The following is a 23,381-nucleotide window of genomic DNA, read 5'->3' as shown; positions in this document are numbered from 1 at the left end:
AATTTATGTTTATTGGATTTGTGGGGTTTCCCCCAATCATTGCCCCACCGCCCAGTGCGATAGGGCATATTCCAGGCGCTCCTAACGGAACCGTTCAACCGCCGAATAACCCCCCGCCTGGAGGATATAAGCCATCAGGGGGGGGAGGAGCCTGGCGAGCAGGAGCAAACGCAGCCGCCGTTGCTGCCGGCAGTTATTTGGGCTGGCAGGCTTCTAAATGGCTACTGAAGAAATTCTTCAATCAGTCCTCGGAGATCACCCCCGAGGCTCAAGAGCGAGCCGCGATCGCTAAAGCGAGGGCTGCCCAGAATCAGGGGGGGATTCAGGACGGGCCCCGCGAAATTTCGCCCCCTGAATATCCTTTTAGGGGAGGGCAATCAGCCGGAGTTGCCTATAATATTGAATTTTTGCGGAATGACAACGGCGCAACGACTGGCTCTCCCTATATACCTGGCTCAACCTGGGTCTATGGTCCCGTCAAGCTAATTGCCCAGCCTGCCGGTGGGGTTGACCCAACATACGGCAGACTATATTTGGGTTACATCAACAACCGAGATATTATTTATTTTTACGAAAAGGTTGGATTGGGGGGAGCAATACAGATAACTAAAGTCACCCGCGCCGACGGGTTGCCTGATACTGGAGGAGATCCCGAACCGACAAACCCACCCTCAAAATATTCCCCTAATCAACTTTTTTTTCCACCACCGGAGGGGGCAACTCCATCTGTACCAGAAAATCCACCTTCTCAAAATAAATCTCCTAACCCAACAATCAACCCTAGCAATTTTCAAAACCCAACTATTACCCCAATCCCTACCATTACCCCTACCCCAACAATAAACCCGAGCAAAAAACCAGCAAAAAAGCCGACCGAAGACCCAGAGCGAAAGCCGACCAAAAACCCTGATCTTCCCCCAATCATCCCCAACCCCCAGCCAAGAATCCCCACTATTAGACCAAGTAACGCGGTGGCTGCCCCACCGGCCCCGGAATCTCCCACTGCACCGGGGCGAACAACAACCCGCAACCCTAACCCGAATCCCAACCCCAAACCCAATCCAGACCCAACCCCTGAACCCCCTATTCCTGATGCCCAATGCGACATCATGAACCAATGCTCAGCGCCTATTAAAAAGGGGATTGAAGATAACAGCAAAAAACTTGATGGACTAGCCGCCGGTTTATCAGGATTAGGAGATTTAGGAATAGCCGATGTGTTGGCTCAAATAGAGGCTTTAAAAAGCTTGATTACAGGGAAATTTACTAAATTATTTCAACACCGAATAGTCGATAGAGCCTTAGCCACATTTAATTTTATTCTAGCTCTCCATAACGCCGCCCAATTATCAGCCAATTTATCTCAAAGTCTTGGACAAACTCTTGATACTGTTATATCCATCTTTTTTAAGGATGTTGACGGGAACCCCTTCCCCGTCTCGCAAATTATTGGACAGACTTTTACAAGTTGGATTAAGGCATTAATCGGCGAACACAATTACCAAACCTGTGCCACTGGCTTTATCAAAGCTAACAGGATATTAACAGCTACTACAAATTTATTTGATTCCGTAAAAGCAATGCAGAGCGCAGTTCAAGACGGATTAGAAACTATTGGGGGATGGGTTGGAAAACTCAATAATGATTTAGTTCGGGAAGGTATCCTATCAGAAGGCGTGGGCTACCATGACGAATCCCCCCATTTTAGGAATCATCTAGGACGCGCTCAAGAGGTTTTAGAAAGTTTAACAGAGGCAACGGAATCAATAAATCAATTAGCCTCTGCCGTTGTCGAAACTCAAGAGTCAGTTACCCAAATTAAGCAAAATTGGGAAACCCTCAAAACTGAAATTTCAACCAATGAAAATACCAAAAAAACCGAGGAGGAACAAAAGACAACTGAATCTAGTACAAAGGCAGATATTACACCCGTGGATTTAGTAGAAGGAAGACAAAACAATGGCAGTTAGTAAAGAGTGGGATTTTTTAAAAAGTTTCTTACACAAAACCTATAATCACGAGGTAAACAAATTTTTTAATGATATTCCCGACGAGGTTCTAGAAGAGATTGACGAGCCTCGAAAAGCGGCAAAAAGAGCCTGTCTGATTCTGCCCAAAGAAACAATGATTAGGGCTTTACATAAACGAATGAATTTTTATTATATTTGCCAAAGAGTTCAAGATAGACCCGACTACGTGGGCGGCAAACCCAAGCAAGAGATGGACGATTCTTACCCTTATGCCCCTCACGTTTATTTATTTTTTAAGCAAGATAAAGACGCATCACCAGAAGGATTTGAACCCTTAGAAATTGAATGTAGTTTTGTTTTAACAGATGAGACTTCAGAAACTATAACTGAAGCAAATCTTAAAACATTAGCAAATAAAATCAAAGCTGAATTTGCTACTAACGATGGGTATCTGTGGAAAAAAGGTTCGTATTTATACACTTATAAAGACCTTAAAAAAGGACTAAATTTACAGATATATTCCATTAGTGAAGCGGAAGCGAAAGAAGTAATACACAAATTATGCTCAATTGTAGGTGCGACATACGACGATGAAAAGCTAACAGAGCATAACCCCAAAAAATCAACCGTAAACAATCCCCCAACACGCCATATACTAGGCGAATCAAGAAAAGGACGACGCTACAGACCTACTGGAAACTGCCGATTTAGAAACGCGAAAATTAGCATTAATGGCATCCCTCGTCTAATGACCCTAGTCGACTTGTCGGGACGCAAAAACAGCTTAGTCTAAGATCCTTGATTCATCTTGGTTGCAAATTTCTTTTAATCTGTGGCCGACTTGGGGAACCTATATAGGTTCCAGGCTGCCGGCGATAGTCCGAATCGGTGCCAAGATTAAGATAACAACTGTAAAACATCAACTGAGTACAAATGGCAACAGTTTCTCGAAAAATTCTTAAGCCTCATAGCTTTACCGAGGGAAATCAAACCTACCTAATTAGGTTGCCCGATATTTACGACGGCAATGGAAGCACAATAGGGGCGGCACTTGGGATTAAAAAACTTGCAGATAACTATGAACCTAAAGCTGGAGACATTTCCATATCTGTTTGCGAAGGACAAAAACAAGGAAAGCTTGTCAAAATGAGAATTTCTTATCTCCAAGGGACAAAGAAAAAAAATTCTATAATTACCTGCCCTGTTGACAAGGCGGCTACCGCAGTAACTCAAATTCTCAGCAAAAATTTTGAGGGCAATAACATCGTGGGGGCTGGCTTTCCGCGCCGCCGCCGCCGAGGATAAAAAGATTTGAATAAAGGATAAAAAGATTTAAATAAAGGAGAAATAGCAAAAAATGGCAAGAATTTTAGTCAAGCACAAAATCACCGTTAGCGACCCCGCCGACAATAGTAAAACGATGATTTTGGCATTTTATGCTCCCCCTGATGCTTACACAGGCATCGAAACAGAAACAGGAGTAAAAGCGCCCGCATCTGATAAGCCAGATGAATTCGGTGATTTCCCCGCTTGCAGCGTTGAGGAACTTCTCTCTACTGGTACGGCTGTTCGCAAAGTGGTGGATGTTCTTAAGGGGGGAAAAACTTACCGACATAAAATTATTGTGGCTGATGTCAAGGCGGCCGCGTTCGATAATGCCGTTAAAGCAAAAACTTATAGAGGCGGAACTATCAAAAAAGTTGTCAACCCCTTAGATGACATTTTCTCATGATAAGTGACGGTAACTGGCAATTGGTAGCCGAGGGGGTAAGTCCCCCGGGCTACTACGGATGGGAGCTTAATTTTTTAATAGAAAATGCGGCTGACTACGCGCTTATTTCCTTAAAAATACCTTCCCGTCCTGACTGGGTAAACATCGGTTGGTTTAGGCAGATAACTTTAGGAACATCCCCCTATGTTTTGACTCGTCGGAAACTCTATCAAGAAGGAAGATTGATTAGGTTAGAGCCGATTGATTTAAGCCAGTTTTCTTTTAAAGCTCTGTCCTATATTTCTGATTATCAGTTTAATATACAGGTCAGGTATCTATGAATCGGATTGAATATTTAGACCTTTTAAGAAATTCTTCAGTTAAATTGGCAATTCCTATAATTGCCCTCCAGTATGCCTTGGAGCTTACTGTTGACAAAGCCATGAGCGAGCAAAATCCTTATTTAAGAGGGTTTTACCTTGCGAATGCTCAAACACTTTTACATTCTATGGTTGCTCAAGTTCCTGAAATAGAAACCTATTTTAAAGAACAGCAAAACCCTTTAGTAACCGCTTTGCTAGAAGTTAATTTGCAACCTTATGAGGTAGTGAAGTGATGATTATTATCTCAGTTGATGAGCGATGGACAACTGTCCGAAAATTCACTAAGGAAGAAATCTCTAAAATTTTGCAAAGCTTACCCAAAGACTTTGATATCTCCATCAAAAACCGATTGCTACAAGTAATTAACTCTTAAGTAGTAAGCCCCCAACTAGGGGGCTGGTATTCTCTTCTATGAACAAGTATAAATCATCTCTATTGGTGGTTGTTTTTCTGACTGCCGTATTTTTCAGTGTTTTTTTTTCGCCAAAAGATGTGATGGCCGAGAGCCGGTCGTTGACAGCCATTATCTCTACTACGGCTTACAAGCCAGACGGCTCTAGAACTTTATCTGTGTCCAGGGGCAAAACCTACGGGGTCAACTTGGTCGCCAACGCCGGCGATTATTGGATAGTAGATCTTGCTGGCGGCGCGGGTCGATGGAAATTTAAAAAAGCTGACATAGACTTTCACATGGGCGCTTATCCTCTAACCTTAAGCAACTTTAAGGGAGGAGATAGGGTCGCCACCATTAAAGCGATCGTAAGCGAATGTCATCGGTTTGGTTTACTAAAAAATCAATGCGCCTATGTTCTGGCAACGGCCGAACATGAATCAAACTTTCAGCCCATAAAGGAAGCTTGGTGGATGGGGGAAAACTGGCGGCGGCAAAACCTTAGATACTGGCCTTGGTATGGGCGTGGCTACGGTCAGATGACCTGGGATTTTAATTACCGTCTCTATGAGCGTCTGACCGGCATCAAGCTTACTAAAAACCCAGACTTGGCATTACAGCCCAACCTAGCTTTATACATTCTGGTACACGGGATGAAAAGCGGCGCTTTTACTGGTTACTCGCTGGAGAATTGGATCAACTCCAAACAAACTAATTTTTATAAAGCACGGATGATAGTTAATGGCTTGGACTGCGCTGGTCAAATAGCGGGCAGGGCATCTTATTGGTACCGGCAGCTAACCGTTTATTGAATTTGTAGGGAATAGGTTTTGCCGCTCAAGCGTTCCCTACACAAAATTACCCCTCAACCATTGAGGGGTTTCTCTGTAGATTTTAGTGCTTTAATGCAAATGTCCGTACTACTGAATTAGTTGGGGATTTAGTTTAGCTAAAACCTATTACAGAGATGAGCAAATTAGAGAATTAATGAATAACGAGAGTCTAAACTAACATCTAGGTTTTTTATCGCCTAATAGATTAACTCCAAGAGCAAATCCAAAAATTAGGTACGGAGCGGCCACAAAAAGCATCCATTCTAGAGGTGTCATGGTTATAAATCCTAATTTTCAAATGGGTGTGAGGAAAAAAAATTGATACTTTTAACTACAAAGAGAGAGAAAATTTTACGAAATTTTTTTCAAATAATCTCAGCTAGTTCGAATACAAGATCAGTGAGCCAATGTTCAATTCTTACTAACTTTGACTCTTTTTTGTAGCATAAATCTTCCTGAAGGCGGATGTCAGTCCCAGAAAATATGGAAATTATGAGATTTTAGGCCAGATGAGACAGGGAATTAAGTGGAAAATGAGAGAAAAAAAGAGGAATGTTTCGGATTTCTTCGAGGGCAGTCAAAGAATTTGCTATCATTTAGAGTAAATAAGGCTAGGAAAAACTTACCCGTCTGCGTCACTATGCTGTGTTTAACTTCTCAAGAAATCAGTCAATATCGTTCCCAACTCGCAGATTATCCCGAAGCTATAATTGCTCTATCAGAAATTGAAAACTGTGAGGGAGACGTAGAAGATGCTACCCTTAATCTCGGGATTCGAGTAGGACAACAGCCTGATCGAACAGATTGGTTACTGGGATTAGCGAAACGTTGCCGGGTCGAGATTTGCCAAGATAACCTTCAACAAGAATTAGAAAACGGTAATTTAATTGCCGTAGTGGATGCGCTGATCAAAGCTAAAATCTGTCACCCGGTTTTAGTGACTCCGGTGGCGCTTTATGTAATGAAACAAGGGGTGAGAGAGTTTTGTGAACCCCTTAACTATAAAATCGATTTGTCTTTAACCGATGAACAGGGATGAGTGTTAAGAAGGGGAGGAGATAGGGCAAGAATCCTCATAAATCATACAGGGTAATCCTAAATCACTTAATTCGGGTAAGGTCGGTATGGGAGGAAATAAAGCCACCACATGAGGAACCGGGCGAGGAGTAAAAGGAACAACAGACTCTCCTTTGTAAGCTAGAGAGGTACTCGCGCCAGAATCTACCATAACTGCGTCTCGTAATCCCAATTGTTGTAAAATTTTTCCTAATGAAACAGAATCAATCATCGTTTTACTCACTCCCACTACAGGTTGTCCCGCTTGATTAATCCCCCAAAATGCCCGATTACGAGCAATATCGAAACTATATAAATTGCCAAACGCTTCTGGCGGCTGGGCTTCATTATCCTTGACTAACCAGGCTGCCGCGACAAAAGCATCTGTGATGGTTTCTCCATTGGCGGCTTCTGACATAATTCCGTCAAGGGTATTATGTTTATCTGAGTTAAAGGGGATAAATTTTACCCAATTAGCAGTAATTAAAACTAAAGGACGACCTTTAATGATGGGAATTTCCCACCCACTCCCGGGAATAAATTTTCCGGTATTGTGACTTAAAACAGGACCAATCATCACGTTAGAATTGAGAGATTCTAAAGAGAAAAAGCCGCCATCCACTGCCGCTTCGGCCCCGGTGCCGGCGATAATCTCTGGCACTTGATAGCGACTGTCTGCATGAAAAGTGGTAGGTCGTCCGCCGCTAATCAGAGTTAACTGATGATTATCTACCGTAAAGTCTTGTTTATGAATGGGACTATTAAAATTAAAGCCGCCATCTGTTCTAGGTAAGGGACTACCCCCCCAAGCCACTTCAATAACTTCTGATAAACGAGACTGTCCAAAACGTCCAATCGTCAGTAAATCCGGAGATTCTCCGGCAAAATGTTCATCAAGGTCATTCATCGATAATGCACCTCGATAACCGGCGGCAATCACCCACTGTTTCACCCTAGCATCGGCTTTCCCTTCTGGATAGGTAAAGTAATCAATGGGAATGCCTAATTCTTTTTCTAAAATGTGTTTTGAATCGATAATTTCTGTGCGTAACTCATCGTCAGATAATACTGTTAAATCCCTCGGATGAGTGACACTATGAGAGACGATGGTCACTAAAGGATCGCTGGCCATTTCTTTTAACTGTTCCCAAGTAACGCTTGTGCGTCCGGTTTTTCCCTCCATTTTTTTGATATAAATGGAAAAAATAGCCGGGTAGCCGTATTTTTTCATCAAGGGATAAACATATTGATAATGTCCTCCATAACCATCATCAAAGGTCAGTAAAATTGGCTTTTCGGGTAAGGGAATGCCACTTCTCAAGTGAGCAATTAATAAATTTAAACTAATGGGTGTTAGTCCCTGGTCTTGGATTAATTGAAAATGGGCTTCGAGTTCTTCGGGAGTAACATCAAAAAAGACTTCTTTTTGGGGCAAAATGTCATGATACATAATCACTGGCACTTTGGCTAACCTAGCGTTAGCATTAATTTCTGGCCAAGGACTCAATTGAAGGGTTGTCTGGTCTTGCCAAGTTTTAAGAGTAATATCGATTAGATCTAGGGGTTGGTTTGACTCGGTGTTAGCATTAATAAATTCTTGTTGCTGTCGATAAAATTCTGAACAGAGGATGTTTTTGGTGTTGGTTCCCGACTGTTGTGTCTCAGTTTTTAGGGATGGGGTAGATGACTGTACTTCAGCATTACAAAATTGCTGTAAATGACTAAAGCTTGGGGCTAAAGGAAATTGTGAATAGATGGCCGATGACGCTTGCTGCGCTTCTGAAGTTACTGATTTATTGAGGAGTATCACACTAGCGGCAATTACCACTATAATCGCCACAAACCCGAAAAATTTAGATTTATAAGCATTTTTTTGGCTAAATATCGTTTTCATAATTTTAATCACCTTGTCCTCACACAACCTACATAAATTATATAGACTGAGTTTTAAGAAATATAGCAGAATTCAGGAGACACCGAGTAAAATAAGCTTAGTATCTAACTTTAAGAATAAAGCAAAAAAAGCGCCATTCAAGCCAGAGTATCTGTTTAGGCTTAAATGACACGATTACTGTTGTTCAAAAAAACATTAACCCCAACAACAGCTATGGGCACAAAGTAGCATCAAATTTTGAAGATTTTTTGAAGACGGGATTTTTTGTTCCGACAGTCAGCGAAGTATACTTTTACGAACTATGATTGATCCAGTAAACTGAGCAATCACCGAGCAGATGATGAACTTGTTTAAGTTAGATATTGGCTATATACCCTGTCATCCCACCATTGTCTCCGCCATGCTAGATTTAGCAGAAATTACCAAAGATGATGTACTTTATGATTTAGGCTGTGGCGATGGGCGTATCGTGATTACAGCCGCACAAAAGTATCATATTCCTGCTGTGGGAATTGATCTTGATCCCCAACGCATAGCAGACGCTAGGAACAATGCCATACAAGCTGGAGTCAGCCATCAAGTTAATTTTTTGTCTCAAAATCTATTTGAGAGTGATTTTAGTCAAGCAACGGTTATTACCCTTTACTTACTCCCACATCTTAATTTAAAACTTCGCCCCCTTTTATGGCAACAGCTTAAACCGGGTTCTCGGATTATTTCTCGGGATTTTGATATGGAAGATTGGCCACCGTCGAAAATTGTGGATTTACAAGTCGAGGAAGAGGATATCAAGCTTTATTCTTGGGTTGTTTCCTAATAGGAATTTAAATTATTCTCAAGAATAATGAGCCACTACCTTTTGAATTTTTCCCGAGTAACTAATTTCCATATATTCGGCTGTTTGAGTTCCTTTGTAATTAATATAATAAATTACTAGACTGTTGATTCCGGTTAAAAATTCTAGAAGTTTAAAGGTTAAATTAGGACAAGTTTGTAACCCTTTTAAAAAATAATCTCTAACCTTTTCTTTTCCTTTAATTTTTCCCGCTTCATCTCCTAATAATTCCACAATAATAGGAGAAATAAATTGGACATCATCCTCATAATGAATCATTATTTTGTCAATATCATGGTCATTCCAGGCATCAATCCATTCTTGAGCTATTTTTTGAGCTTCTTGTTTATCAAGCATTTTTTCTAACTATTAACCCTTAAAAGTCTGGCTCTTCCTCTAATTTTTCAATCAACAAATTCATGCGCTCTTTTCCTTGATTGAGAAACTCTTCACATTGTTGCAGACGTTCGACAGCAACCTCAAACTGTTTAAAGACTTCCTCTAACGGCAAAGAACCCAATTCTATTTGCTGAATAATTCCCTCAACTTCAGCAACCGTTTCTTCATAATTCCAATTTTTAGGACGTTTAGAACGAGAAGGCATAGATAATTAAAAATTATTTCCTGAATTAGGATAAAATATCAGTGACTTTAACCTTGAAAAACCCTTGACCTAACTGTATTGTCAATTCTTGCTCTGGGTGTAACTCGTCAGTAGAACGAACAATCTGAGCATCGGTTTTTCTCACCACAGCATAACCTCGTTTTAGCACAGCTTGAGGGTCAAGTGCTATTAATTTTTGTTGCAGAAGTTGACATTTAGCCGTAACTTGTGCTAGGGAACGAGAGGTAGAAGGAAGAAGCGTTAAACGAGTGCGTAATTGTTCTACATAAGTTAATTCCCCTTGCAATCTTTCTTTAACAGCCTCCACCACCCTATTAACGCGCTCTCTGTGTTCTAAGACTAATTGATGATAATCTGGAACCACTCGTTCTGCGGCGGCGGTTGGGGTATGAACACTGACATCAGCAACTAAGTCCGCTAAAGACTCATCCCGTTGATGACCAATACCCGTGATCACCGGAATCTGACTGAGGGCGATCGCTCTAACCACTCGTTCATCATTAAAACAAGATAAATCTTCTACAGAACCACCTCCCCTAGCTAAAATGATCACCTGTGCCCGGCCATCGCGATTAACTCGTTCCATTGCTGCCACAATAGACATAGGAGCCTCCTCACCCTGTACGGTTGCCGGCGATAACAAAAGATGTAACCCCGGATAGCGTTGTGATAGGGTTCGTTGAATATCTCCCCAAGCCGCCGCCGTCGGAGAAGTGACAACCGCGATAGTTTGGGGATGAAGAGGAAGAGGGCGCTTTCTCTGTGCGTCAAATAACCCTTCGGCTTGTAAACGGGAGCGCAATTGTTGATAACGTAGAGCTTGTAACCCTTCTCCTACGGCTAAAACTTGAAAAACCGTTAATCGATATTCACCCCGTTTAGCATAGATCCGAATACTGCCTAAAACTAATAGTTGTTCTCCGGCTTTGGGTTCAGTTACCAGCCGCAAACGTTGAGAATTCCAGACGACACAACTAATAGCGGCATCCACTTGAGGATCACTGAGGGTAAAAAATAAGCCTTTAGGATGATCGTGAAGACTAGAGACTTCCCCAGTCACCCAAACCTGTTGTAATTGTTCGTCTCCCTCTAATAAGTCTTGGATATAGGTGGTTAAACCCGAAACTGATAGCGCTGTCTCAGAAAAAGTGATGCTCATGAACTGAAAAACATAAAAAATAGTGAGCGAGGGTTAGCCATCCGTTTTAACGGGTGGCTGTCGAGCGAACGGAGGGGTTTTAACAAGAGCGTATCTATTTACCCCTCTGGGTTTCAATATATCTCTTGACGGTTTCAGTCGATACATTGCCGGCGGTGCTTACAAAATAGCTCGGAGTCCACAGAGTAGGAATTTTTAATAGCTCAGGAAATTCTTTTCTTAAGATATGAGATGAACGTCCTTTGACCTTCTTCATGATAGCACTCGGAGCATGAGTCGGATCTGTGTTAAGGAAAAGATGAACATGATCTGGCATTATTTCTAGTGCTATCAACCTCCAATCATTTTCTTGACATAACCCAAAAATAACATCCTGCAATCTTCTAGCAACATCTCCCACTAGCACCGGCTTCCGCCTCTTGGGACAGAAGACGAAATGATAATTGATAAGGCTTACCGAATGAGGGTTTCGCCTATACTCTTCTTTTTTGTCATAGGTTGCCATTTGTTTCTAAATAATGTATAATAGACTAATTTTAATACACTTTACTATGTACGGATGCCAACAAGTTTTAATTAACTCACCTCCCGATGTGATGGCAGTTTTAGAATATGTTTGCTCGGAAGCCAATAAACTCTATAACTGTGGACTTTATTACGCGAGGCAAATATATTTCAAAACCCATCAATATATCGGCAAATACACGCTAGATAAACAACTCAAATCAAATCTACACTTTAAAGCCTTGCGTTCTTGTGTGGCTCAACAGACGCTTAGAAGCGTCTATGAAGCATTTGTGTCTTATTGGAAACTTCTGTCAATGTGGAAAAGAGGCGAGTTACCCGATAAACCCAGAATTCCTAAATACAGAAAAAAGGGATTTTATCAATTTGTTTACCCGAAGCAATGGCTTAAGTTAATCGGTAACGAGATTAAATTCTCGCTAGGAAAGCAGGTAAAAACATGGTTTAAATTAGATAGTTTTTCTCTCCCAATGCCATCTAATTTACGCTTTGAAAATATCAAAGAAGTTAGAATCATCCCTAGAAATCGATGTTTTTATGCTGAATTTGTTTATCAATTAGAAATCCAAGATCAAGGTTTAAATCAAGACAATGCACTCGGTATAGATCCAGGATTGAATAATTGGTTAACTTGCGTTTCTAATGTAGGCACATCTTTTATTCTTGATGGTAAGCATTTAAAATCAGTTAACCGTTGGTATAACAAGCAGGTATCAACAATTAAAGAAGGAAAGCCTCAAGGATTATGGTCTAATAGATTAGCTAAAATAACCGAGAAGCGCAATAGACAGATGAGGGATGCTGTCAACAAAGCAGCGAGAATAGTGGTTAATCATTGTTTAGATAACCACATTGGTACTATTGTTTTTGGTTGGAATGATGAGGTTAAAAAGGAGATAAATCTAGGTAAGAAAAATAATCAGTCTTTTGTCTCAATTCCCACTGCTAGACTCAAGAATAGAATCGCTCAACTGTGTGAACTATACGGTATTAGGTTTATTGAGACAGAAGAAAGCTATACCAGTAAAGCAAGTTTTTTAGATGGTGACATTATTCCCGTTCACGGTGCAAAACCCGAAGGTTGGAAGTCATCAGGTAAAAGAACAAAAAGAGGATTATTTCGCACTGGTAATAATTGGTATATCAATGCTGACTGTAACGGTGCGGCGAACATTATCCGAAAAGTAGCCACAACGCTCAATTTAGATTTGAGTCCAGTGAATAGGGGCGTTTTGACTCGTCCCCAGAAACTAAAATTCTGGTCAGCTAAGAAGACGCTTCGCAACGGTGTTTTAACCCGTTGCGAAGCATCCGCTTAGAATCCGCGTTGTTTTAACACGCGGAGAAGTCAATTATAGCTTATTATTATTTTATATCTCGCGCCAAGTCGAGGCCGCGCGGTCTTGGGGGAACACCCAGTAGAGCGACTCCCGTGCAAAGGACGCAAAGAAGTGTAGGTTAGGTTGAGGCAAGGAAACCCAACACAGGGGATAATAGCAAATCTGGGTTACCTACTGCGTGAGCGATAACAGTATTTCATCGATGTTGCCTGCTTTTGTCTCTTCCGTTGGGAGGTTATTAAATTTTAGGATTTTCTATTTAGCAATTACTTGATAGGTAATGGCATGAGGATAGGTTTGTGTGTTAGGGTCAGAGGAAGCAAAAATTTCTAGTTGATAAGTTCCTGGATAAGGCAATTTCGCTGTTACCCTAATGTATTCGTCTTGTCGTTGTACTCGGGTATAAGTATCTTTTAAAATCCTTCCTTCGGAGCTAAGTCTTGCTATCACTCTTGTCGAGTTGGGAGCTTGTAAAATTACTTCGGTGTTTCCTTGTGCCAGGATAGTGTTGTTTGTTTGATTAACCAATTTTAGTCCATCTTTAAAAAATTCTGGAGAAACTTGCGGTAAGGAATCAAACTGTTCTTTTGTATAGGGACTACTGAGGAGTTGCCAGACAGATTCAGCCGGCAAATGATCATAAATAAATTCGGCTGGAGATGTGGCAAAATAGTGAGGTGTAAACTGAGGTAAAAATTGAGTCCCGTTTACGGTTCCTGCTCCCCAAGTGGAGTCGACTAAATACCAAGCCTTGTCAATTTTTACAGCATTCCAGGCATGATTAATTTGGCTAGACTCACCGACAATATAATTCAATCCTTTGGCATAACCTTCAATTACTACTGTTTCTAATCCCATTGCTTTTGCTAAAGCTTGGTAAAGATTGGCATATCCCGAACAAACTCCTCTGCGGTTTTTTAGAACTCCTTGTGCAGATACATCTCCATAGTCGCCACTGAAGTAAGCAGAAACATCATAAGCAATATTATGAGTAATCCAAGCATAAATAATTCTAGCTTTTTCGGCTTGGGTAGTAGCATACTGAGAGAGAATAGCGGCTAATTCAGATACAGATGAGCCGTCATAACTGATAGAAAAAGCACTTTGATCTATTGTGTCGTAGTTAAGAGCATTGACGGTCTGACTTGAACCCGCAATAACATGATTATATTGTCGTTGCTTGTGAGTATGAATCAGTACAGGTTGAAGCGAAACTGATGAATAACCTTTTGATTGATAATCTTTCCAACTAATCCAGGCTGATAAAATAATTAATGCTAATGACAACATGAAAGGAAAATTATTTCTATTTCTTCGGCGACGAAAGCGAGGAGATTTTTTTTGTTTGCGTTGCCACTCTCTAAATTCACGCTCAGTAGGCATAAAAATTCTTATATTAGGGATTTGAAGTTACAGTTCTATATTTCCCGTTTTTTTGCCTAAAATTAACACAAAATAACTAATAAATTTGATTATACTCCTCTGAGAGAGCAAAAAAAGAATCTTCCGCTTTTCCCCCTCAAGTAGGAGAGGGGGTAGACGGAGAAGTCAAATTACGCCTAATCATCCCTTAAAAAAGCCGCATCCTCTTCGGGTATGGAGGGGTTAATACTAATACCAGCCCCCAATTCAAACCCTGCCGGTGTAGTTAAACGAGGTAATATTTGACAATACCAGTGTAGCTGAGGTTCTTCGCCTTTGTAGCGGGAGGCTGTATTAATCACATAATTGTAAGCCGGGTTATCCAGTTTCCGATAAAGTCGACATAAAATACTCTGAAAAATCACGGCAAAATCGGCTTTTTCTAGTTCAGAAATATTACCAAAATCTGCCTTATGCTGTTTAGGCATGATCCAAACTTCACAAGGAACTTGGGCGGCATAAGGAACAAAGGCTACAAAAGAGTCATTTTCCTCAATAACCCGTTTGCCTTCTTCGCTTTCATAAGCCAACATATCGCAATATACACAACGATGCCAACGATCAAAATAGCGTAACGCTTCTTCTTCTTGCCAGCGACGATGACGAGGCACAAAACTGGTGGCAATAATTTGGGAATGAGGATGGGGTTGAGAAGCTCCTGCTTCTTTTTTATGATTACGAAAAATGATCGCCATCATCGTTTTAGGGTCTGCCATCAGGGCTAAATAACGTTGATGATAAGTTTCAATAATAGCGGCGACTTCTTCAACAGTCATGGTACCAGGGGTTTGATCGTGATCGGGACTTTCGATAACTACCTCATGCTTCCCATAACCCTGCATCGACAAATAAATGCCTTGAGAAATTCGCTCAGTGTTGCCGCAAGGCATTAAGACCGGATATTTATTCGGGATCACTCGGGTTAGCCAGCCGCTTTTGGAGGGGTGAGGCAAATCAAAAATCACCGGTTCAGAGTAGTTTCCGTTGTCACAAAAAGGGCAAGCCTGCGAAATAGAAGGATTTTGTTGAGTCTGTTGACAAAGTTCTTGAGGACGTTTGCGCCGAGTGGGGGCATAAATAACCCATTCTCCAGTAGCGGTATTTAAGCGAAGTTGACCTGATGACATTATTGATCTCCTCAAACTGATTTGATTTTTTAGAGCTTAAAAATTATGTATTTATCCCCTAAATTATCCTCCTGAAATACTTATATTTTCCCGAATCCAACGGCGAAAGTTTTTTAAGGTGGCCGTGTCCCCATCGCTTAAGCTTTGTTGAATCAATTGAGGAATTTGCTTTAAGTCTAACCAAGAAAAAATCCTGCTATTTTTAGATTGATGGTAAGTTAGAGTAACCTTATCTAATATAAAAACATTTAATTGATTGCCATTATATCGCCAAATTTCTGTTACTCCTAAAGCCCCATAGATGGGCAATTTATCTAAAGAGCCGCTAGTAATATCAATTTCTAGAACTAAATCTGGAGCCGGATCTATATTTAAATCGATAGTTTGTTTATTTCTGACTAGGGGTTCATTTTTTAAATAATAGCAAGAATCGGGTTCTACTCCCTGTTTAATATTATCTTTTTTTAAGGTTAGGGAACCCATTTTTTTAAGATTTAAGTTTAATTCATCGGCAATTGCCCGAATTAAGTCATCAATAAAACGGTTATTATGTTCATGTTCTCCCAGAGGAGTCATAATCTCAATAATGCCTTGATAATAAGCTAAACGGCTTGCTCTTTGATTGCCTAAATCATTTAAAAGGTGATTAAAAGTCTCCCAGCTTACAGGATTTAAAATGACTCGGTTTTCGGCTATAGATTGATTAAGGGTTTTCATAATTTCTAGTTTTAAGAGGCCGGGTTTGATTTAATTGTAAGTGTTAGGATTGAATATAAACGGCTAAGATTTATCGATGAAAGACCAAACCGATAGGGGAGATCTAATCTCAAACACTCCCATCTATAGTTAGTAGACGAGGAGGTCAAGGCATAGCTTAAGATAAAGGATAACCAAAACTTGGCTTGCAGTTGGTTTAGTTTGTTGCATTTTGAGGTCCCTTATGTCATCTCCCCGTGTTCTCTGTTTAGGTGAAATTCTCTTTGATTTGTTGGCAGATCAACCGGACCGCAATGTAGATCAAGTGGAGTCATGGCAAGCCTATCCAGGGGGTGCGCCGGCTAATGTAGCCTGTGGACTGGTAAAGTTAGGAACATCGGCGGCTTTTATCGGTTGTGTGGGGCAAGATGCGCCAGGAAATGAGTTAGTATCTTTATTAAATGAGATTGGGGTGGATACTTCGGGAGTTCAACGACATCCAACTGCCCCCACTCGACAAGTTTATGTTACCCGTACCGCATCAGGGGAACGTCAATTTGCCGGGTTTGGGAATATGGCTACAGACAAGTTTGCGGATACTCGGTTATCAGCCGAAAAGCTACCAGAGTCTTTATTTATTGGTGCAGATTATTTGGTCACGGGAACCCTAGAACTCGCTTATCCCGCCTCCCAAAAAGCGATTGATCGGGCTTTAGAATTGGCGAAAAAACATGGGGTAAAAGTGTTAGTGGATATCAATTGGCGGCCCGTGTTTTGGCTGGAGCAAAATTTAGCCCCTTCTCTCATTTTAGACCTATTAAAACAAGCGGCATTAATCAAGTGTTCTGATGAGGAAGCACAATGGTTATTTAAAACTGATAATCCTGAAGAAATCTATCAACAATTCGACTCTGTTAAAGGGGTTTTAGTCACAGGCGGCGAAAAGGGGTGTAGTTATTGTTTAGGAAAATCAACGGGTAAATTAGCGGTTTTTCCAGTAAAAGTCATCGATACAACCGGGGCTGGTGATAGTTTTGTTGCTGGTTTCCTACATCAGTGCTGTCTTAATGGAGAGCAGATTTTTGTAGATGAAAAAACCTCATATTTTGCTGTAAAATATGCCAGTGCGGCAGGTGCATTAACGACTACAAAACCTGGGGCAATCGCTGCTCAACCTACTGCTCAAGAGATTAATGATTTTTTAGAACATAACTAAAATTACTAATAAATTTTGTGTGAATTTTTTTTAAAAGCAGATTTGTTTTAACTACTGTGTTGGCTCACCAAAAAGATAAGTGGGTGGGCATAAATAAACGTATAATTATTAACTCTTAAAAATGGGGGAAACTTTTACTTCTTCCCTGTTGCAAGAGTGTATTTTTCCATTTTCAACTTAATTATGCCTACCTCTACCTGCTTAGATCCTTGAATTGACTGATATTTTTGTAACCCAATCAGAAAAAAATTCAAAGATTTATAAATATTTTAAAACAAGTTAACTTGGCCAAAATTAACAGAGGATTAATACTTTAATATGACACTTCTGGTTCCATCACAATCAGCATTACCAGTAGTAGCAGAAACTTGACCAAAATTAGGTGTAACACCTGCATTAGAGTTTAGACTTTCTTCTCTACAAATAACCTGAGAGAACTCACCATTTATAGTTAGTCCAACAGCAGCACCGTAATCTAAAATATCATTTTCATATTCGGTTTTAGCTTGTGTCCAGTAGGCAACGCCTTTTATGAGAGAAGTCGCTGAATCGCTTCCTGGACCAGGAGATAAAGTATAATATTGCATATTATCAAGCTTTATGGGAAGGTTGGTGAGTACCTTAGTAAACCTTAAATATTCTAGACGATAACTCTGTTCGGCGCGGTTCAATGCCCCCAAATTATTTATTGCCTCAGCTTGTCTAGCTTTAGCCACTTGTCCTAATAAATTAGGTACAGCGATCGCCGCTAAAACACCGATAATAATAACTACTACTAATAGTTCGATTAAGGTAAAGCCTCGATGGGCTTTGTGGTTGTGGATATATTGGAGAAATTTAATTTTAAATTTACTATTCATAAGTTTTGCCTTGTCCTGGTGGTTCGATAGAATTTAATACCTCACAAATAAAACATACCCATCTGAGTCAAAAAAACTATCATCTGTACACCCTACAGGCAGAAGAGATAAAATTGAGCAAGATGCACTCTCTATAGAATGTAAGTGACTGGGGTATAGAAGTTGCCTCAGCACTAAGCTACTGTAGCAAGACCGCTATAAATTTCTTGGGGCACTCGCTTTTTAATCCAATGCTGAATAGAAAATGATAGACTCTTTTGCTTCCAAGTCTTCTGATGCCGTCATTTGGAAAGGCCAATGGCTAGGATGGCTAGTCTTAGGGATACTTGTTCTTTTTACTTGGCTACCGAACAACTATTATCTGGTAGTCGCTTGGCCTTGGATCGTGGTTTGGCAAACAGGCTTTTTATTGCTAGGTGTCTGGTTAATTTGGATGCTACGGCAGTTTCAAATCCCTTTTAGATGCGTCGGGTATGGGTTTGATGGGTTTGTTGTATGGACGGCAATAACCCTGATCTTATCAGCAATTTTTTCTCAATTTGTTGGGGTGGCGGCTTGGAATGTCAGCATAGGTATCTATTACGGGGTGTTACTTTATGTTCTCCGTAACTGGTTAGGAAAGGGTCAACTGAGTTTAAGTCGCCTCTGGATAGGATTATCTTTCACTGGGGTGATAGCGAGTGTCATCGGTTTAATGGTTTGGTGGCAAAATTATACCCCAGAAGATCCCCGTAATGGCTGGCCTATAGGACACCCGAATTTTTTAGCGGGCTATCTGTTATTAGTTTTACCCCTAACTTTTTATTGGGGCGTTGATCAAAAAGGATGGCGGCGACTAGCCGCATGGGGAGCGAGTTTACTGTTATTATTCGTGCTTTATACCACCAGTTCTAGGGGTGGGTTTTTAGGTTTGTTCGTCTTGATAGTGGTGAGTATCCTGTTTTGGCTCCTTCAAAGTCACCCCAGTCAAAGAATACGGCGTTTGCTAATGGTAGGTGTGGCTCTAGTTGCGGTGGTGGTAATCCTTTTAAGTAATCCTAGAGTACAACAAATTATTCATCTTTCTTCTCCTCAAAATACCCCGGCTGTGCAAGTTACAGTGGATGGAGAAAGTCAAGAACGTCTGTATATGTGGCGATCAGCTTGGCAGATTTTTAAAGCACATCCTCTTTTGGGGATTGGTCCCGGCAATATGGCCAGGGTTTACGATCTTTATCGTCCCGTTGAAGCCGGTTTACTGCTCATCAATTTACAAGAGTTACATAGCACTCCTATACACATTACCGGAGAATTGGGGCTGATGGGATTGGCGGCTTATCTGCTCTTTTTAGGCTGTTGTACTCGATTATGGATTCGTTTATATCGTCATTGCACGGAACCGAAAAACCGTTATTTGCTTTATGGTATCGGGAGTAGTTTATTGGCTTATACGGTTTCTAGTTTGACCGATTATCAACTCGATAATATAGCCATCTGTGTGACGTTAATCGCCTTAATTGCACTGTTAATCAGATTGGCAGATCTTCATCAGTTGTCTATTAGTAAAGAATTTACTTCCTTGAGTCGGCGTTGGTACAGTTTAGGGGCAATAACGGTGATGGTAATCTCTATTATTCTTTGGATACCGGTTAGTAGAGCGATGAGTTTAGCGGTTGCCTCAGAGCGCAATTTTAATGCGGGAAAGATTGAGGAAGCTTATCAACAAGCATCTTTAGCCGCTACCTTAGTGCCTTGGGACCCTATTTATCATCTGCAAGCTGCCTATGAAGTTCTTAAGGTTCGAGATACCATTCAGGATGGTAAACTCTATCGAGATTTAACTGAAGATGCTATTAATAATTTTCAAAATTTGATTAATCAAGCGGCTCCTAATGATATTGCTTTTAACCAAGTTTTAGGAATGCTCTACCGAGATGTTAATAAGAGTGATCAAGCTATTAAATATCTGAGTAGAGGAGTTCAATTATTACCCCGTAGCCCCCTTTATACTTACTATTTATTAGGCAGAGAGTATCTCCAGTTGCAACAACGAGAAAAAGCGATTACTGCCTTAGCTTTACAAGGACTAATTCAACCGTCTTTTTTCTTTTATCCTTTATGGAATCAACCCGGTTTATCTGAAGTTAAAAAACCGGTAGCCGAAGAAACTATCCGATTATTTTCAATCCTCAAACAAAAAACGGATTCTCCAGATATTACTCAACAGATTGATGAAATTATTACTTTGATTAAATGGGATTCAAATTTTCCCTTAGAAAAAGCCGAAAAAAAACACCTAAATCCGTTAGTCAAAGCTTTATTATTGGCCAATTCTTCTCCTGAAGAATCCTTAACTATATTAAATCAAGCTCTTAAAGCCGAGCCAACTGCTGAACCTTTATTATTACTGCGGGCATGGATTGACCCAAAACAGTATTTAGGAGCTTATTTTCAGCAATTTTCTAATCAGTTAACAACAAGAGATAAAGAATTTTTAGAAAATAGTATTTATCGAAACCGAGACATTAAAACTTGGTTATCTAGTTTGCTACAACAACCCAAATCGGCTCCCAAAATTGCTTTAATATTAACCTATCGAAATTATCAGGGACGGAATTTAGCTTATATTCCTTTGCCTTCAGAATTACAAATTCCTATTATTGTGAATAAATTAAGTTTATTTCCGGAATTTTCTCGACTATATCCTCAACTAGATGAATTAATTAATCAAGTGAAAACTGAGCGGCTTAATCTTCCACATCCTCCTGATAATAAATACCAGTTACTATCAGTTATATTTCCCCCTTACCCTTATCCTAATCTTCTTTCGGAGCGGTAGCGGTTACTCTTCCATCAGCATATAGCGTTAATTTTCCGCCTAAATTTTCAATTTTATTTTTAGCAAATATTTTGGTTTTGAGATCTGAACTATTAACAAAAACCATAAACCAAGCCCCAACTTGAGCCGTTTTACTATCAGGCTTTTTGCTTAAAAAATTAACCGTATTTTCTGCTGATAGTGCTATACGTTCATCTCCAGCAATTTTAGCCCAGTTAGCCGCCATCTGATAAGACTGTTTAGCGGCTTTTGTATCTCCTAAAAATAAAAGTTCATCTACACCTTTATAAAGCCAGACTAAATAAGCCTCTGGAATATTAGGATTAAGGGATTTTAAACCTTCATTCATAATAGCAATAGTACGGTCTGGACGACCAGCATTAATAGAAGAAGCCGGAGAGATTCTCAGATAAGCCTGACTAAATTTAGGGTCATTCTGACTAATAATTTCTAGATAGTCAGGGCTTAAACTATATCCCGTGACTTTTCTAGCATCTTCATCACCGTAATACTGAATAAATTGTAAGAGACTCCAATCGGCTAATAAATTATCAAAACCCAAAGCGGGTAATTTTTTTAAAATATCTAATTTAACTTTTTCTAATCCTTCGGCTTGTTGATAATCAGATGCACTTAATCCAGATTTAGTCAAGGCTTGGAGTTTAGGTTGTTGGAGAGAGGTAATGCCGAAAAGACAACCGAGAATAACTACCGCTAATGTTAGATAGCTTTGAATTTCTTTAAAGTTTTGTAAAAGTCGGAAGTCGAAAGTCAAAGAGCGGGAATTGGTGATCCTTTTGCTGCCGGCAGTTGGTATTGGAGTTTGAAGTTGTCGGTACTCCTCACTTCCTTTGTCCGTGCTGAAGTTGAAAATCGGAAGTTTCATTGTTTTAATTTTTTAGTTATTATTACTAAAACTTTTTCAACTTAAAAAATTTTTCCCCCCTTGAGGCAAGAGGAGAATAGAGTAGGTTAAAAACCATCGCAAAATCATCTGGCCAACTTGCCTTAGCTTTTATTTAATGGCTTTGGTATCAGTAGGACAAGCGGCTTGAGCAGTGGCTGTACCAGCAGTAGCATCACCAGGAGTAGCAGCACTAGGATTAGTGGTTTGTTCGCAAATAACAGCACTAAATGTACCATCACTCATTTGACCTACAGCCGATTTGTAATCGAGAATATCGTTGTCGTAAGCGGTTTTGGCACTAGCTTTTTGGTTTGCACCAGTGGCACTCGCAGCAGTAGCTCCATCAGAAAAATCATAATATTGCCCTGTAACTTTGATGGGTAAGTTGCTTAGAGCCCCAAAAGTCGCTTCTTCTAAACGGTAAGCTTGTTGAGCGCGGTTGATAGCACCGAGGTTGTTTTTAGCTTCAGCTTGTCTGCCTTTAGCTACTTGTCCTAATAAGTTGGGTAATGCAATAGCGGCAAGAACACCGATGATAATAACAACAACCAATAATTCAATTAATGTAAAACCTTTATTATTTTTTTTGTTGAGGTGGTTAAGAAATTTAATTTTGAATTGAGAGTTCATACGCTTTTCCTTGGGGGCAGAAATAAAATTTTTTGGTTCTACATAGAACATACCCACTTTGGGAAAATTTCATATCACTTTATTTAAATTTTATCTAAACTTAATATTTTTCCCGAAAATATACTTAAGCTAAGCCCCTGAACATCAATAATAAATAATCAAAACTACCGTTTAGTTATTCCCTTTAAGAGAAAAGTTTGGGAGGGGTGGAGGAGTGTAGTCTTTTAATTTGAATAATGATAAAAATATATCTCCCCTTGAGGCAAGAGGAGAATAGAGTAGGTCAAAAACCATTGCAAGATTGTTTGTCTAACTTGCCTTAGCTTTTATTTAATGGCTTTGGTATTAGTAGGACAAGCGGCTTGAGCAGCGGCTGTACCAGCAGTAGCATCACCAGGAGTAGTGGCGCTAGGATTAGTGGTTTGTTCGCAAATAACAGCACTAAATGTACCATCACTCATTTGACCTACAGCCGATTTGTAATCGAGAATATCGTTGTCGTAAGCGGTTTTGGCACTAGCTTTTTGGTTTGCACCAGTGGCACTCGCAGCAGTAGCTCCATCAGAAAAATCATAATATTGCCCTGTAACTTTGAGGGGTAAGTTGCTTAGAGCCCCAAAAGTCGCTTCTTCTAAACGGTAAGCTTGTTGAGCGCGGTTGATAGCACCGAGGTTATTTTTAGCTTCAGCTTGTCTGCCTTTAGCTACTTGTCCTAATAAGTTGGGTAATGCAATAGCGGCAAGAACACCGATGATAATAACAACAACCAATAATTCAATTAATGTAAAACCTTTATTATTTTTTTTGTTGAGGTGGTTAAGAAATTTAATTTTGAATTGAGAGTTCATACGCTTTTCCTTGTGGTAGGGGTTAATTTTTTTCTTCTAGATAGAACATACCCACCTTACTCAACTTTCATATCACTTCTGAAAAATTTTTTTTTATTAAGAACTTCAGGTCGTTTTCCGAAAATATACTGAAGT

General features: G+C 40.1%; 25 protein-coding genes. 13 read left to right on the top strand and 12 right to left on the bottom strand.

Annotated elements, in window-relative coordinates; translation table 11 throughout:
- Window positions 1–5: 5 nt before the first annotated feature.
- From CYAN7822_RS14420 to CYAN7822_RS14385, 9 genes are all read left to right on the top strand, one after another.
- Window positions 6–1,970 (top strand): hypothetical protein, encoded by a 1,965-nt coding sequence (locus CYAN7822_RS14420; RefSeq protein ID WP_013323004.1) that lies wholly within the window; start codon window positions 6–8, stop codon window positions 1,968–1,970.
- Window positions 1,960–2,763, top strand: coding sequence for a hypothetical protein (locus CYAN7822_RS14415; protein WP_013322683.1), 804 nt, complete (start codon window positions 1,960–1,962; stop codon window positions 2,761–2,763). Before CYAN7822_RS14420 ends, CYAN7822_RS14415 begins: the two co-directional genes overlap by 11 nt.
- Before the next feature lie 140 nt (window positions 2,764–2,903).
- On the top strand, window positions 2,904–3,275 hold the full coding sequence (locus CYAN7822_RS14410; RefSeq protein ID WP_013322684.1) for a hypothetical protein: 372 nt from the start codon (window positions 2,904–2,906) through the stop codon (window positions 3,273–3,275).
- Window positions 3,276–3,327: 52 nt separating this feature from the next.
- A complete protein-coding gene (locus CYAN7822_RS14405; RefSeq protein WP_013322685.1) occupies window positions 3,328–3,702 on the top strand; it encodes a hypothetical protein in 375 nt (124 codons plus the stop codon).
- Entirely contained in the window at window positions 3,699–4,022 is a 324-nt protein-coding gene (locus CYAN7822_RS14400; protein WP_013322686.1) for a hypothetical protein, read from the top strand. Before CYAN7822_RS14405 ends, CYAN7822_RS14400 begins: the two co-directional genes overlap by 4 nt.
- Complete coding sequence (locus CYAN7822_RS14395; RefSeq protein ID WP_013322687.1) at window positions 4,019–4,297, top strand: hypothetical protein; 279 nt, start codon at window positions 4,019–4,021, stop codon at window positions 4,295–4,297. The genes CYAN7822_RS14400 and CYAN7822_RS14395 overlap by 4 nt, the downstream gene beginning before the upstream one ends.
- On the top strand, window positions 4,297–4,437 hold the full coding sequence (locus tag CYAN7822_RS38670; RefSeq protein ID WP_013322688.1) for a hypothetical protein: 141 nt from the start codon (window positions 4,297–4,299) through the stop codon (window positions 4,435–4,437). The genes CYAN7822_RS14395 and CYAN7822_RS38670 overlap by 1 nt, the downstream gene beginning before the upstream one ends.
- A 140-nt stretch (window positions 4,438–4,577) precedes the next feature.
- A complete protein-coding gene (locus CYAN7822_RS34620) occupies window positions 4,578–5,267 on the top strand; it encodes a lysozyme family protein (protein WP_245602572.1) in 690 nt (229 codons plus the stop codon).
- A 661-nt stretch (window positions 5,268–5,928) separates the two neighbouring features.
- Entirely contained in the window at window positions 5,929–6,327 is a 399-nt protein-coding gene (locus CYAN7822_RS14385; protein WP_013323001.1) for a hypothetical protein, read from the top strand.
- 3 nt (window positions 6,328–6,330) lie between these two features.
- Here CYAN7822_RS14385 and CYAN7822_RS14380 read toward each other — a convergent pair whose 3' ends face one another.
- On the bottom strand, window positions 6,331–8,238 hold the full coding sequence (locus CYAN7822_RS14380; protein ID WP_013323000.1) for a polysaccharide deacetylase family protein: 1,908 nt from the start codon (window positions 8,236–8,238) through the stop codon (window positions 6,331–6,333).
- Between the two features lie 337 nt (window positions 8,239–8,575).
- Here CYAN7822_RS14380 and CYAN7822_RS14375 point away from each other — a divergent pair, with 337 nt between their 5' ends.
- Entirely contained in the window at window positions 8,576–9,055 is a 480-nt protein-coding gene (locus CYAN7822_RS14375) for a class I SAM-dependent methyltransferase (protein WP_245602571.1), read from the top strand.
- Window positions 9,056–9,073: 18 nt separating this feature from the next.
- Here CYAN7822_RS14375 and CYAN7822_RS14370 read toward each other — a convergent pair whose 3' ends face one another.
- The 4 genes from CYAN7822_RS14370 to tnpA form a co-directional block, all read right to left on the bottom strand.
- Window positions 9,074–9,430 (bottom strand): YybH family protein, encoded by a 357-nt coding sequence (locus CYAN7822_RS14370; protein ID WP_013322998.1) that lies wholly within the window; start codon window positions 9,428–9,430, stop codon window positions 9,074–9,076.
- Between the two features lie 19 nt (window positions 9,431–9,449).
- Window positions 9,450–9,677 (bottom strand): exodeoxyribonuclease VII small subunit, encoded by a 228-nt coding sequence (gene xseB, locus CYAN7822_RS14365; RefSeq protein WP_013322997.1) that lies wholly within the window; start codon window positions 9,675–9,677, stop codon window positions 9,450–9,452.
- A 25-nt stretch (window positions 9,678–9,702) separates the two neighbouring features.
- The gene (gene xseA / locus CYAN7822_RS14360) at window positions 9,703–10,857 is read right to left on the bottom strand and encodes an exodeoxyribonuclease VII large subunit (protein WP_013322996.1); all 1,155 of its coding nucleotides are present in this window, start codon (window positions 10,855–10,857) and stop codon (window positions 9,703–9,705) included.
- A gap of 94 nt (window positions 10,858–10,951) precedes the next feature.
- Window positions 10,952–11,362: an IS200/IS605 family transposase gene (gene tnpA, locus CYAN7822_RS14355; protein WP_013322995.1), complete on the bottom strand. Its 411-nt coding sequence runs from the start codon at window positions 11,360–11,362 to the stop codon at window positions 10,952–10,954.
- 46 nt (window positions 11,363–11,408) lie between these two features.
- Here tnpA and CYAN7822_RS14350 point away from each other — a divergent pair, with 46 nt between their 5' ends.
- Window positions 11,409–12,701: an RNA-guided endonuclease InsQ/TnpB family protein gene (locus tag CYAN7822_RS14350; RefSeq protein WP_013322994.1), complete on the top strand. Its 1,293-nt coding sequence runs from the start codon at window positions 11,409–11,411 to the stop codon at window positions 12,699–12,701.
- A 276-nt stretch (window positions 12,702–12,977) separates the two neighbouring features.
- Here the strand turns inward: CYAN7822_RS14350 and CYAN7822_RS14345 are convergent, their stop codons facing one another.
- From CYAN7822_RS14345 to CYAN7822_RS14335, 3 genes are all read right to left on the bottom strand, one after another.
- On the bottom strand, window positions 12,978–14,105 hold the full coding sequence (locus CYAN7822_RS14345; protein WP_013322993.1) for a transglutaminase domain-containing protein: 1,128 nt from the start codon (window positions 14,103–14,105) through the stop codon (window positions 12,978–12,980).
- A 176-nt stretch (window positions 14,106–14,281) separates the two neighbouring features.
- Entirely contained in the window at window positions 14,282–15,271 is a 990-nt protein-coding gene (galT, locus tag CYAN7822_RS14340; protein ID WP_013322992.1) for a galactose-1-phosphate uridylyltransferase, read from the bottom strand.
- Window positions 15,272–15,334: 63 nt separating this feature from the next.
- The gene (locus CYAN7822_RS14335) at window positions 15,335–15,988 is read right to left on the bottom strand and encodes a Uma2 family endonuclease (protein ID WP_013322991.1); all 654 of its coding nucleotides are present in this window, start codon (window positions 15,986–15,988) and stop codon (window positions 15,335–15,337) included.
- Between the two features lie 223 nt (window positions 15,989–16,211).
- On the opposite strand from CYAN7822_RS14335, the gene CYAN7822_RS14330 reads away from it, so the two are divergent.
- Window positions 16,212–17,183: a carbohydrate kinase family protein gene (locus CYAN7822_RS14330; protein WP_013322990.1), complete on the top strand. Its 972-nt coding sequence runs from the start codon at window positions 16,212–16,214 to the stop codon at window positions 17,181–17,183.
- A 305-nt stretch (window positions 17,184–17,488) separates the two neighbouring features.
- Here the strand turns inward: CYAN7822_RS14330 and CYAN7822_RS14325 are convergent, their stop codons facing one another.
- Window positions 17,489–18,043 (bottom strand): type IV pilin-like G/H family protein, encoded by a 555-nt coding sequence (locus CYAN7822_RS14325; RefSeq protein ID WP_013322989.1) that lies wholly within the window; start codon window positions 18,041–18,043, stop codon window positions 17,489–17,491.
- A 244-nt stretch (window positions 18,044–18,287) separates the two neighbouring features.
- Here CYAN7822_RS14325 and CYAN7822_RS14320 point away from each other — a divergent pair, with 244 nt between their 5' ends.
- Window positions 18,288–20,861, top strand: coding sequence for an O-antigen ligase family protein (locus CYAN7822_RS14320; protein WP_013322988.1), 2,574 nt, complete (start codon window positions 18,288–18,290; stop codon window positions 20,859–20,861).
- On the opposite strand, the gene CYAN7822_RS14315 is transcribed toward CYAN7822_RS14320, so the two are convergent.
- The 3 genes from CYAN7822_RS14315 to CYAN7822_RS14305 all read right to left on the bottom strand — a co-directional run bounded on the left by CYAN7822_RS14315 (window position 20,839) and on the right by CYAN7822_RS14305 (window position 23,246).
- Complete coding sequence (locus tag CYAN7822_RS14315; RefSeq protein ID WP_013322987.1) at window positions 20,839–21,747, bottom strand: hypothetical protein; 909 nt, start codon at window positions 21,745–21,747, stop codon at window positions 20,839–20,841. The two genes, CYAN7822_RS14320 and CYAN7822_RS14315, sit on opposite strands and share 23 nt — an antisense overlap.
- A 129-nt stretch (window positions 21,748–21,876) precedes the next feature.
- On the bottom strand, window positions 21,877–22,398 hold the full coding sequence (locus CYAN7822_RS14310) for a type IV pilin-like G/H family protein (protein WP_041933743.1): 522 nt from the start codon (window positions 22,396–22,398) through the stop codon (window positions 21,877–21,879).
- A gap of 326 nt (window positions 22,399–22,724) precedes the next feature.
- Window positions 22,725–23,246 (bottom strand): type IV pilin-like G/H family protein, encoded by a 522-nt coding sequence (locus tag CYAN7822_RS14305; RefSeq protein ID WP_013322985.1) that lies wholly within the window; start codon window positions 23,244–23,246, stop codon window positions 22,725–22,727.
- Window positions 23,247–23,381 lie beyond the last annotated feature (135 nt).

It is taken from the genome of Gloeothece verrucosa PCC 7822 (assembly GCF_000147335.1).
Taxonomy (GTDB): Bacteria; Cyanobacteriota; Cyanobacteriia; order Cyanobacteriales; family Microcystaceae; genus Gloeothece; species Gloeothece verrucosa.
Note: the sequence above shows the minus strand (reverse complement) of the source record. Positions and strands in the feature narration are given on the sequence as shown.